This is a genomic window from Haloferax elongans ATCC BAA-1513, from assembly GCF_000336755.1.
Classification (GTDB): Archaea; Halobacteriota; Halobacteria; order Halobacteriales; family Haloferacaceae; genus Haloferax; species Haloferax elongans.
The window spans coordinates 97,038-108,736 of record NZ_AOLK01000019.1; the positions used below are offsets into that span (position 1 = coordinate 97,038).

9 protein-coding genes are annotated in these 11,699 nt (G+C 60.4%); 7 read left to right on the forward strand and 2 right to left on the reverse strand.

From position 1 onward, the window contains the following. Positions 1-27: 27 nt before the first annotated feature. Positions 28-1,371: a gamma-glutamylputrescine synthetase gene (gene glnA2, locus C453_RS11355; protein WP_008324640.1), complete on the reverse strand. Its 1,344-nt coding sequence runs from the start codon at positions 1,369-1,371 to the stop codon at positions 28-30. Positions 1,372-1,470: 99 nt separating this feature from the next. Continuing rightward, the gene (locus C453_RS11360) at positions 1,471-2,211 is read right to left on the reverse strand and encodes a GNAT family N-acetyltransferase (RefSeq protein WP_008324641.1); all 741 of its coding nucleotides are present in this window, start codon (positions 2,209-2,211) and stop codon (positions 1,471-1,473) included. Between the two features lie 162 nt (positions 2,212-2,373). On the opposite strand from C453_RS11360, the gene C453_RS11365 reads away from it, so the two are divergent. From C453_RS11365 to ric, 7 genes are all read left to right on the forward strand, one after another. Next, positions 2,374-3,837 carry an amidase gene (locus C453_RS11365; protein ID WP_008324642.1) on the forward strand — a complete coding sequence of 488 codons (1,464 nt, stop codon included), beginning with the start codon at positions 2,374-2,376 and terminating at the stop codon, positions 3,835-3,837. A gap of 298 nt (positions 3,838-4,135) precedes the next feature. Then, a complete protein-coding gene (locus C453_RS11370; protein ID WP_008324643.1) occupies positions 4,136-5,962 on the forward strand; it encodes an IucA/IucC family protein in 1,827 nt (608 codons plus the stop codon). Further along, on the forward strand, positions 5,959-6,597 hold the full coding sequence (locus tag C453_RS11375) for a GNAT family N-acetyltransferase (protein ID WP_008324644.1): 639 nt from the start codon (positions 5,959-5,961) through the stop codon (positions 6,595-6,597). Before C453_RS11370 ends, C453_RS11375 begins: the two co-directional genes overlap by 4 nt. Then, positions 6,590-7,963, forward strand: coding sequence for a lysine N(6)-hydroxylase/L-ornithine N(5)-oxygenase family protein (locus tag C453_RS11380; protein WP_008324645.1), 1,374 nt, complete (start codon positions 6,590-6,592; stop codon positions 7,961-7,963). The genes C453_RS11375 and C453_RS11380 overlap by 8 nt, the downstream gene beginning before the upstream one ends. Before the next feature lie 2 nt (positions 7,964-7,965). Further along, positions 7,966-9,804 (forward strand): IucA/IucC family protein, encoded by a 1,839-nt coding sequence (locus C453_RS11385; protein WP_008324646.1) that lies wholly within the window; start codon positions 7,966-7,968, stop codon positions 9,802-9,804. A gap of 627 nt (positions 9,805-10,431) precedes the next feature. Further along, positions 10,432-10,818: a cupin domain-containing protein gene (locus tag C453_RS11390; RefSeq protein ID WP_008324647.1), complete on the forward strand. Its 387-nt coding sequence runs from the start codon at positions 10,432-10,434 to the stop codon at positions 10,816-10,818. 126 nt (positions 10,819-10,944) lie between these two features. After that, positions 10,945-11,658, forward strand: coding sequence for an iron-sulfur cluster repair di-iron protein (ric, locus tag C453_RS11395; RefSeq protein ID WP_008324648.1), 714 nt, complete (start codon positions 10,945-10,947; stop codon positions 11,656-11,658). Positions 11,659-11,699: the final 41 nt, after the last annotated feature.

An 11,699-nucleotide genomic window follows, 5' to 3' on the forward strand; every position in this document is an offset into this window, starting at 1 on the left:
CTTTCGCCATTGACAACTTCAAACTCCTCAGAAGCGGTCGCGGTACGTCCCGCGCATCCACGTATCCGCGTGCGCTGTGAACGCCTCCCACTGGCTTCGTTTAATCTCGACATACGACTCGGTGAGCGTGTCGCCGAGTGCGGCGGTGAGCACCTCGTCGTTTTCGAGTTCGCGAACCGCTTCCCCGAGCGACCCCGGCAGTCGCTCGATACCACGCTTTCGGCGGGTGTCGTCGCTGAGGTTCTCCGGGTCTTGGTCGACTGACGGACCCGGGTCGAGTTCGCGGTCGATTCCGTCACGACCGGCCGCCAGCAAGCCGAGGACCGCAAGGTACGGGTTCGACGTGTTGTCTGCGGGTCTAAATTCGATTCTGGTGCCGCTGGTGCGGTTCGATGGTCGCACTTCTGGAACGCGAACCGCGGCTTCGCGGTTCCCGATACCCCAGCAGTTGTACGCACAGACGCTCTTGGCTGGCTGGAGTCGCGCATAAGAGTTCACCGTCGGCGACGTCAACGCGAGGAGACCGGGCATGTGTTCGAGGACACCACCGACGAAGTAGCGACCGCGCTGGCTCAGCGCTGCATCGTCGTCCGTCGGGGCGAAGACGTTCTCATCACCGTCCCACAGCGAGAGGTGGAAATGACACCCGTTCGTGGCTCCGTCGAACGGATACGGTGAAAACGTCGCGTTAGCACCCGCGCGTTCAGCAACGCCCGAGACAGTCTCGCGGCAGAACACAGCATTGTCGAGTGGTTCCAGACCTGTTCCATGTCCGACGACAATCTCGTTTTTGCCTGCAGTGTACTCCGGGTGGTGCTTTCGGACGTCGATGCCTTGGGCCTTCAGCGCGTCGACGATATCGAGTATTACCGACCGACTCGCGCGCATACTCGCCGAGGAGTACTCTCCTCGCGGGTCGAGCGGTTCGATTTCACCATCTGACTTCTCCGAATAGAGGTGAAACTCCTGTTCGACGGCGATGGTCGGTGTGAGACCATCGTCTTCACACGCTGTGAGCATACGCTTCGCAGCGACCCGAGGGTCGGCGTCCCATGCAACGTCCCTGTCGTGTTCGACTAAGTCACACAACACTGCGGCAGTTCGGTCTTCGTACGGGAGCACGCGGAACGTCGATGGGTCAGGAAGCAATCGGACTTCACCGACTGCATCGAACCGACCGTCTTTCACCCGGTAACCGATTGCGTTGAACGACTGGGTCATCTTCGGGAGTGGGATACCCGACGAGAGCGCCGATTCGAGGTGGTCGACGTTCACCGCTTGTCCACGTATCATTCCGTCGTTCGTCACACAGAGGAGTCGGACGAACTCGACGTTCGCTTCGTTGCATCGCTCACGGATAGACGCGGCCATCACCCGAACCCATACTCGGGGGGAAGAAATATCCATGGGTCGCGTCAGACGATTGAACGTAGGCAGCCGACGAGAGCCGTCTCATGCGTCTGTCGAACCTCACGCAAGCAGTGCTGGCGAGTCGTCGAGCAGTGCCGCTTCGAAATCGTCGTATTCGCACAGCAGCAACAGCGCGTCTTTGTCGGCTTCCTCGAAGTAGAACTCCTTGTGTGGCTCGAAGCCGCACTGTTCTAAGATATTGATGACGACATCGTTGTCGACGTCGGGTTCGCCGACGACCCGGTCTGTCTCAGGGTGCGAAAACAGCATGAGGCCCATGGCCCGGAAGAGTGCTTTCGCGTAGCCGTTACCCACGTACTCCGGTGGCCCGATGAGCAGGTGTGCTGCCCGGTCGCCGGGGGCTGTGTCGTAGTAGTCGTCGAGTTCGTACTCGCTGGGCCAGTAGACTTCCCAGTAGCTCATCGGCACGTGGTCGATGTAGCCGATAAGCGGCGTCAGATGGTCTTCCGCGAGCTTTTCGGCGAAGTGGTCGCGGAACGCTGGCAACGGGAGGTTGAGTTCCCAGAACTCAGCTACGTGGTCGTATCCGAGCCACTTGTGGAGTCGCCCGAGGTCGCGTTCCATCGTCGCCGGCCGAAACGAGATGGTTCGCTCTATCGTCTCGTCGTACCGCTGGAACACGTAGTTCGACCTGATGGTTGTATCTGGCCCAAGCGTGGGTGTCACGTCGTCGGTATCGGCTGCTCGTCCGTGGCCATCGGTTGCTTGCTCGGAGCCATCAGTTGTCTGGTTGTGGTCGTCGGTCATCTGTTCGATATCGTCACCTGTCGGTGCCATCATCGTTTAGGCCTGCCTAAAAAGTGATAAGCCCGTCGATATTTAGACACTATCCGGCTAGAATTATCAATTTATTATCTCATCTCGGCCATCCCTTACGATGGTGCTTGTCATCAATTCTCGTGAACGATAGACCTACAACAGCGGGACATCGACGCAGTGACGATGAACGTAGCGTCTGCGTCTGCGACAGAGATTGCAGCGAAGGTTCGACGAGGAGCGCTTTCACCCCGAACGGTCGTCGAGACGGTGCTCGAACGAACCGACCGTCGAAACGACGAGTTGAACGCGTACGTCGAAGTCGCAGACGACTACGCTCGAACGCGGGCAGCGGAAATCGAACGGGCGATAGAACGCGGGGAGTCGGTTGGTCCACTCGCGGGCGTGCCCGTGGCGTTGAAAGAGTCCGCCGCATCGAAGGCGGGCCTCCGACGAACGATGGGCTCAGTTGCGTTCAGCGAGTCCGTTTCCGAATCGGACTCGACGTTCGTCACGCGGTTAGAAGACGCGGGTGCAATCGTCATCGGGACGACGAACACACCTGAGCTAGACCACAAGGGGACGACTGACAACCCACTCCGCGGGCCGACTCGGAACCCGTTCGACCCGTCGCGAAACGCCGGTGGCTCGTCCGGTGGAAGTGCCGCTGCTGTCGCCGCTGGACTCACGCCCGTCGCACACGGAAAAGACGCAGGAGGCTCGCTTCGCATCCCCGCGGCGTGGTCTGGCGTCTACGCCTTCAAGCCGACGTTCCGACGGGTCCCTGACCTCACTCGACCGGACGGGTTTGCGGACGACCTCGGCATTCGGTCGAGTCACGGGCCGATAACGCGCACCGTCCGCGACGCAGCGCTCGTCTTAGATGTCATGGAGGGACACCACCCCCGAGACCCTTCGAGCCTTCCGAATCACGACGGACGATTCCGTGACGCTATCGGACGCTCTCTCGACGGAATCGACATCGCATACACGCCGGATTTCGGGACGTTCCCAGTCGAGCGCACCGTACGAGCGACGGTTGACGACGCAGTCGAGGCCTTCGGCAACGCGGGGGCGACAGTCGAGCATGTGGACGTCGAACTCGGCTACTCGCACACGGAGTTGACGGATACGTGGCTGCACCTCGTGGGTGCCAATCTGGCGGCGATGAACGACTGGCTCGCGGAACACGAGGATGTCGATTTGCTTCGAGACCACCGCGAAGACCTGACCGACAGCCTCGTCGACTTGCTCGAATCCGGGGCCGGAACGTCCGCGACGGAGTACCTCCACCAGCACGTCGTTCGAACGGCAGTCCACGACGCTCTCGAAGACGTGTTCGAGGACTACGACCTGCTGGTCTCGCCGACCGTCTCTCATCCCCCCGTGAAAAATGCAACAGAGGGGTCGACACTCGGACCTGACGAAGTCGACGGCGAACCGGTCGACCCGCGAATCGGCTGGTGTCCGACGTTCCTGCTCAACTTCACGGGGCACCCTGCCGCGTCGGTTCCAGCGGGAACTGTCGGCCACGGACTTCCGGTCGGAATGCAGATTGCTGCCCCGCGCTTCGAAGACGAGGTAGTCATCGCGGCGAGCGACGCGTTCGAACGGCTTCAACCGTGGTCTGACTGGTATTCTCGCACGTAGTTGGTAAACTGGGGTTCGCGCACACGTAGCTCGTAAGACTGGTCCTCTGTCCGTTGCCGATGAGTAGTCTTGACGGGCGAGACCCCCTGCTACTCGGCTTCCCATACACTCAGGCAACCATCGAATATATATTTTTAGGCCAACCTAAATCCCGTGGGTTTTATTGCGCTTTAGGCTAGCCTAAAATCCTGTATGCAAACGCAGAGTACACGAGTGCACTCCGCAGCGACGTGGTGTCAGTGCGCCACGTCTACTGAGCGGGTGAGACAGCCGTGTCGGTCGAATCGGGGGAGACCGCATGAGCGCTGACGCCGAACTTCGTGACGGTGACCACGACAGTCCCGAGGTTGACCCCGCCACTCGGGCCGACGATGCGACTGTCCACGCCTTCTTCAACTGTTATCTCCGCGACGCAGCGGACTACAAGGTCACGACGGGCGCAGTCGCTGGCGTCGAACCCGGGAGCGACGGGCTCCTTCGAACGACGCTTCCTGAACAGGGTATCGAGATTTTGGCACCACTGACGCACTGCTCGCCGACAGAGGGCCATCGATTTGAGACTTCCCTCAGCTATCGGCTGCCGGATGGGACAGTCCATCCAGCCGATGCGGCCACGCTCTCGTCGCTTATCGTGAAGGACCTCACACTTTCGCGGGGCGGGAGCGCAGTGCCAGACGCACTTCTCGAACGCGTCCTGCGAAGCAAGGCGAACATCGAGCAGTTCGTCGATGCACGGATGGGGGACACAGAGCACCTGTACGCTGACCGTCTCTCGTTCCGCGACGCAGAACAGGCGCTCGTCTTCGGCCACCAGCGCCACCCGACGCCGAAGAGCCGGCAGGGAATTGCGGCTCACAACCGGCCGACGTACGCTCCCGAACTCCGTGGGTCGTTTTCTCTGCATTACTTCCGTGCGACTCCCGAACTGGTGTCTCAGGACTCTGCGCTGGAGCAACCCGCGAGCGAGTGGGTAAAAGACGAGTTGCGCGAAGACCCAACCGTCGAGGAGTCGTTCGTGGCCGACCACGTCGAAAGTGACGACGTGCTCCTGCCTGTCCACCCGTGGCAGGCGAAGTATCTGCTCTCACAGGACCGCGTCCAGTCACACCTCGGCGATGGACTCGACTATCTCGGAGCTCACGGTTGGGAATATTTCCCTACCACCTCTGTTCGGACGCTTTATAATCCGGATTCACCGTTCATGGTAAAATCGTCGCTGAACGTCACCATCACGAACTCCGTCCGGACGAACAAGCGTCCGGAACTCGAACGCGGCGTGGCCGTCGCGGAGTTGCTCGATACGGCCTTCGGCGACGAACTCGCGGCGGAGTTCCCGTCGTTCGACATCGTCCGCGACCCGGCGTATCTCGCACTCGACGTTGGCGACCAGCCAGAGTCCGGCTTAGAGACAGTCCTCCGAGCTAACCCCTTCCGCGGCGAGGATGCGGTCGGTGCCACGCCGTTGGTTTCGCTCTGTCAGGACGCCATCGCTGGTCGCTCCCGCCTCGGTCGCATCGTCTCGTCCATCGCCGAGCGCGAGGGGCGAGAGACGGCCGCGGTCAGCGAGGACTGGTTCCGTCAGTATCTCGCAATCAGCATCCGTCCGGTACTGTGGCTCTACCTCGTCGGTGGCGTGGGCGTCGAGGCCCACCAACAGAATTCGGTCCTCACGCTCGACGACGACGGGTATCCAAGTGAGTTCGCCTACCGTGACAATCAAGGGTTCTACTTCCCTGAGTCGCAGTACGACCGCGTCGACGACTACCTCCCGGGCGTGGGAGAACGCGCCGGAACCGTCTGTGCGGACGAAATCGCCGACGAGCGACTTCGGTACTACGTCGTGCTCAACAACGCGCTCGACGTCATCAACGCCTTCGGATGCGCCGACCTCGTTGAGGAGCGTAGACTACTCTCCATCCTCCGCGACGAGTTGACCCACATCCACGAGCAGTACGACCGGCCGTCGTCGACGCTGCTGGAGACGCTTCTGACCGAGGAGACCGTGCCGTGCAAGAGTAATCTGCTCACACGATTCCGCGGACTGGACGAACTCGAAAACGACCTCGAAAACCAGTCTGTCTACACGGAGATTGCGAACCCAATCGTCACCGAGGTGGAGCGATGACTGGACCAGACGCGACCATCGCACGCGACTACGAGTATCAGACGTACGCCAGAGACATCGACCGGACGATTTCGCTCCGACAGGCGTCGGTCGAACGCGACCTCGGGCGACTCCATCAGTGGCTCGGTAGCGACCACGTCAAACCCTACTGGCAACTCGACGAGCCACTGCCAACGTTCTCCGAGACGCTCCGCGAGAAGCTCGCTGACGACCACTTGACGCCTTACATCGGGTGTCTCGACCACGTGCCGATGAGCTACTGGGAGTGTTACTGGGCGGCAGACGACGCTGTCGCGAACTACTACGACGCCGACCCGACTGACCAGGGTGTTCACCTGCTCATCGGCCCCGAAGAGTACCTCGGACACGGCTATGCGCTCCCGTTGATGCGGGCGGTCGTCGCGATGCAGTTCCGACACCCCGAGACCGACCGAGTGATTGCAGAACCGGACGCCCGGAACGAGCGCGTCATCCACGTCTTCGAGCAGTGTGGATTCGAGCCAAGAGAGACGTTCTACTTCGACGAAGAGGACAAGGAAGCACTGTTGATGGTCTGCAACCGCGACCGGTTCGAATCAGACATCCTCGCGGACAACTCCGCAGCGCCGACACAGGAGGTGCGCGCCAATGACTGATGACCACGTCTACGACGTCGTCGGTATCGGTATCGGCCCGTTCAACCTCGGTCTCGCGGCCCTGCTCGACAGCGTGGACGAAGAAGTCGATGCCGTGTTTCTCGAACGCGACGCCGAGTTCCAGTGGCACGAGGGGATGCTCCTCGACGGGACGACCCTCGAAGTCCCGTTTCTCGCCGACCTCGTGACACTCGCCGACCCGACCAGCGAGTATAGCTACCTCAACTACGTGCGGGAGACCGGCCGCATCTACGAGTTCTACTTCTACGAGACCTTCCAGGTTCCTCGCCGGGAGTACAACGACTACCTTCGGTGGGTCGTCGACCGACTCGACACGTGTCGGTTCAACCGCAACGTGGCCGACGTTCGCTGGGACAGCGAAGCGTCGTGTTACGTGATTACCGCACACCATCCCGAAGCAGACGAGCGCTTCGAGTACCGCGCGGAGAACATCGCGTTCGGAATCGGCTCCCAGCCGTCGATTCCTGAAAACCTTCGCGGACACCCGGAAGACGACGTGTTCCACACTGCGCGGTATCGACACAACCGCGAGCGCGTTCTCGATGCGGACTCGGTCACTGTCGTCGGGTCTGGACAGAGTGCTGCCGAGGTGTTCCAAGACCTACTCCAGCGCCAACCCGGTCACGACTACCGACTCGACTGGCTGACGCGCTCGGACGGCTTCTTCCCGATGGAGTACTCGAAGCTCGGGCTCCAGCACTTCACACCCGAGTACGAGCAGTACGTCTACGACCTTCCGCAGGGGGTCAAAGACGACCTCGTTCCGAACCAAGACCTGCTCTACAAGGGTATCGACCCAGAGACGAGCGGCGAGATTTACGACCTCCTCTACCGCCGCTCCATCGGCAACCGAGACCCTGATGTCGGCCTGTTCGCCATGACCGAGGTCGAAGCTATCGCAGACGTCGGTGGAGCCTACGCCCTCGACTGCCACCAGTGGCAGACCGAGGAGTCGTTCGTCCACGAGAGCGAGGTCGTGATTCTTGGGACCGGCTACGAGCGCCCGATTCCCGACTTCCTCGACCCACTCGAAGCGTCGATTAGGTGGGACGAACAGGGCCGATTCGAGGTGACTGCCGACCACCGTCTGGAAATCGACGTCGCTGGCGATGTCTTCCTCCAGAACGCCGAGGTTCACACCCACGGTGTCGGCGTCCCCGACCTCGGACTCGGGTGCTACCGAAACACGAAGTTCGTCAACCGCTTGGTCGGTCGCGAGGCCTATCCCGAAGACGTCGACACGGTCTTTCAGGACTTCTCGGTCGAGCAGTTCGCCAAGCACGCACCGGACACCTCTCGCAAGAGCGAGCGTGAACTGACCCACACACCCACGCAGGACGACTAACGATGAATCCGAACGACACGACACTACGGGACGCACTGGACGACGAGATTTGGGAGACGGTCGAACGCCGCCTCCTGACGAAGATGCTCGAAGAGTTCACCTACGAGGACATCATCTCGCCCCGGAAGGTCGACGCTGGCGACGACCGCAGCGTCTTCCGATTCGACCTCGGCGAGACGAGCTATCGGTTCGAAGCGACCGAACGGCTGATGGACAGCGTCCACGTCTACAGCGACACCATCGAGCGACGGGCGGGCGACACGTGGGAACAGCATCACGACCCGCTTCGGCTGCTGCGCGATTTGGGTGAGACGACTTCGCTGAACGGACTCACAGAGGGGAACCTCGTTCGCGAGTACAAACGGACGCTACTCGCGGACGCCCACATCGAGGCGCGAAAGCGAGGCCGTGAGGACTTCGACCCCACGAACCTCGATTACGCCCTCCTCGAAGGCGAAATGGAGGGCCACCCGTGGATTACCTACAACAAGGGTCGGCTCGGCTGGGGTTACGACGATTACAAGCAGTACGCACCAGAGCGCAAACAGCCCGTAACGCTCTCGTGGGCGGCCGTGAGCAAGGAGCAGGCGACGTTCGTCGGAACTGAAACTGTCGACCACGACTCGCTCGTCCGGCGCGAACTCGGCGACCACTACGACCAGTTCAGAGACCGGCTCGTCTCCAAGGGGCTCGACCCGGACGACTACTACTTCATGCCCGTCCACGACTGGCAGTGGGAGAACAGTATCGTCCCGCTGTTCCCCGACCACATCGCGGCCGACGACATCGTCCCGCTGGGTGAGGGCCCGGACGAATACCTCCCACAGCAGTCGGTTCGAACGTTCGTCAACGTCGACGACGAGGACAAACATCACGTGAAGGTCCCGATGCGAATCCTCAACACGCTCGTCTGGCGCGGCCTTCCGGGCGAGCGCACCGAACTCGCCCCGACAGTCACGGAGTACATCAAGGGAATCTACGAGGGCGACGACTTCCTGCAAGACCAAGGACTGATTCTCCCGGGTGAGATTGCAGGTCTCAACTACGACCACGGTGACTTCACCGACATCGACGACTCGCCCTACCAGTATCACGAACTACTCGGTGTGGTCTGGCGGGAGTCCATCTACACCTTCCTCGAAGACGACGAGCGGGCGATTACGCTCTCGTCGTTGATGCACGTCGATGGCGACGGCGAACCGTTCATCTCGCGGCTGGTCGACCGCTCTGGACTGACGCTCGACGAGTGGCTCTCGGAGTTCTTCGATACCGTCCTTCCGCCACTGCTGCACTTCCTGTATCGCTACGGTACCGTGTTCTCCCCGCACGGCCAGAACACGATGCTCGTCGTCGAGGACGGGGTGCCGACACGCCTCGCTGTCAAGGACTTCGTGGACGACGTGAACGTGAGCGACCAGCCACTTCCCGAACTGGAGGCGCTGCCGGACGAGATGCACGAAGTGCTCCGAAAGGAGCCACCTGAGGGGCTCTGCCAGTTCATCTTCTGTGGCCTGTTCGTGTGTGTCCTCCGGTACGTCGCGGACATCCTCGAAGAGCACCACGACTACGCCGAAGAGAAATTCTGGACGCACGCCCGGGAGGCAATCCTCGACTACCAGGCGCAGTTCCCGGAACTCGAAGACCGGTTCGAGCTGTTCGACATGTTCCAACCCGAGTTCACGAAGCTCAGCCTCAACCGGAATCGAATCTTCGACTACGGGTACGACGACGCCCCTGGCCGACCACACGCCTCAGAGCACGGAACCGTCACGAACGCGCTCCACGAGGTCGCCGACGAGCAGGTGGACGACCTGACACAGCCGAACCCGGCTGACGACTAATCACGCCGGCGCTGGTGGCGACTTCGTGCGACAGACTCGCCATTACACTCGTACCGGTGTGATGGCACGGAGTGGAATCACTGACTGGCATGCGTTTTTTCTATTCTTCTTAGACTCCTGTGATGGGAGTTTATCCGACGAAGGTGGTGTTGAAATGTGTTAATAGTAGTTCTCAATAGGGACAATACAGAGTAGAGAAAACTATCACCTGAAGTCGTCATCTAGGTTCAGAGGGAGCTCGGAGACTCCACGTGAGATCGACATATTCACGAATGTCGTTCTAGTGACAATATAAAAATTTTCAAAAATTGTAGAAATTTCTAATCTCTCGGGAGATTGTTGTGCTATAGATATACAATATTGGTTCTTGAATACCATCGTCGACTATTCGACAGAACCTCCGGATACACAGGGATATACCATATATATTTCATACTACCCATCCCCCAACCCCTCCGCGTCGACTTCCACACTTCTCGAACCAGTTCGGGACAATGTTGAATCGTGTCTCCCGAGTTGCATCGAAGAGATGCACACAGTCACAACTGCGTTCCCGACCGTCGGGTCGAGCTACCCGTCCCAACGCTATCGCCGTCGATTCAGACGAGATAACGGAGGGATGTGTTGATGCCACGCATCGACTTCGATGCGGAGCGAGTGTACGACGACGACCGGTTTTCCGCACAAGCAGGATTTCGAAGCGAGCGTGTGAAAGTCATCTGTGGCTTCTTCGAACCCGGCCAGTTCATCCCGGTTCACGCGCCGTCGAGCGACCTCGTGGTCGATGTTCGCTCGGGAACTGGCATCGTTCGAGAGGGGGAGACGGACCATCGTGTCGAACCAGGTGACGTCGTCACCGTCCCGGCAGACACGAAACGCGGCATCAAAGCCGACGACGAGTCGCGACTGGAAGCGTTGTTGGTAACTGCGCCACCGCCGACAGACGAGGAACACGACCCGGTTCGGCGTGGGCTCGCAACCGGCGAGTTCGAACCCATGGCGGCCGACGACTAACTGCTGGCTGTCGCGTCTGCTGGTCGTCCTCTTCTTTCCCACGTCCAAGCAGTCGCCAGAACCGAACGTGTTCGGCCAAATTGCTACGTCCGCGTCGAAACGAGTTTCTCGTACGTTCGATACACCATGATGTCAGATACAATCGACCCAAATCGGCAGGTGAGTTCGTTCGTCGAAGAGACACTGGCGTTTGCCCCCGTCTTCGAGGAGTTCGGCATCGACTACTGCTGCGGCGGCGACGTGTCGCTCGCGGCGGCCTGCGAAGCTGCCGACGCCGATATCGACGACGTTCGGGCGGAGCTTCGAACTGTCCAGGCAACCGAGACAGACGAATCACTCGACTGGGAGTCGCTGTCCGAACTCACAGACCACATTGTTTCGACACATCACGACCGACTGCGTGAGGAACTTCCCGCGCTGGAGGCGCTCGTCCACAAGGTCGCGAACGTCCACGGTGAGGACCATCCCGAACTCGAAGCTGTGGAACGGGAGTTCGTCGCCCTCGCCGAAGAGATGCAGACCCACATCCAAGAGGAGGAAGACGACCTCTTTCCGATTGCTCGAACAATCGACGCCGGTGAGTCGCTCACCGACGCGGAGCTTCAGACGGTCCACCGAGAAATCGAGGGGTTCGAAGACGACCACGAAGCGACCGCCGAGCGTCTCGACCGTCTCTCCGACCTGACCGACGGCTATGCAGTTCCAGCGGGTGCGTGTGCGAGCTACCGGAGCATGCTCGACCGGCTTGCGGACCTAGAGCGGGACACGCACCTGCACGTGCACAAGGAAAATAATGTGTTGTTCCCCGCCGTCGCGTCGGCAATCGACGCAGATGTGTAACCTGGAAACGACGCAGACGTGTAACCTAGAAACGACGCGGG

Excerpts from the sequence above, each read along its gene's own strand:
- glnA2 (WP_008324640.1), bottom strand. The coding sequence starts at position 1,371 with ATGGCCGCGTCTATCCGTGAGCGATGCAACGAAGCGAACGTCGAGTTC.
- C453_RS11360 (WP_008324641.1), bottom strand. The coding sequence starts at position 2,211 with ATGATGGCACCGACAGGTGACGATATCGAACAGATGACCGACGACCAC.
- C453_RS11365 (WP_008324642.1), top strand. The coding sequence starts at position 2,374 with ATGAACGTAGCGTCTGCGTCTGCGACAGAGATTGCAGCGAAGGTTCGA.
- C453_RS11370 (WP_008324643.1), top strand. The coding sequence starts at position 4,136 with ATGAGCGCTGACGCCGAACTTCGTGACGGTGACCACGACAGTCCCGAG.
- C453_RS11375 (WP_008324644.1), top strand. The coding sequence starts at position 5,959 with ATGACTGGACCAGACGCGACCATCGCACGCGACTACGAGTATCAGACG.
- C453_RS11380 (WP_008324645.1), top strand. The coding sequence starts at position 6,590 with ATGACTGATGACCACGTCTACGACGTCGTCGGTATCGGTATCGGCCCG.
- C453_RS11385 (WP_008324646.1), top strand. The coding sequence starts at position 7,966 with ATGAATCCGAACGACACGACACTACGGGACGCACTGGACGACGAGATT.
- C453_RS11390 (WP_008324647.1), top strand. The coding sequence starts at position 10,432 with ATGCCACGCATCGACTTCGATGCGGAGCGAGTGTACGACGACGACCGG.
- ric (WP_008324648.1), top strand. The coding sequence starts at position 10,945 with ATGATGTCAGATACAATCGACCCAAATCGGCAGGTGAGTTCGTTCGTC.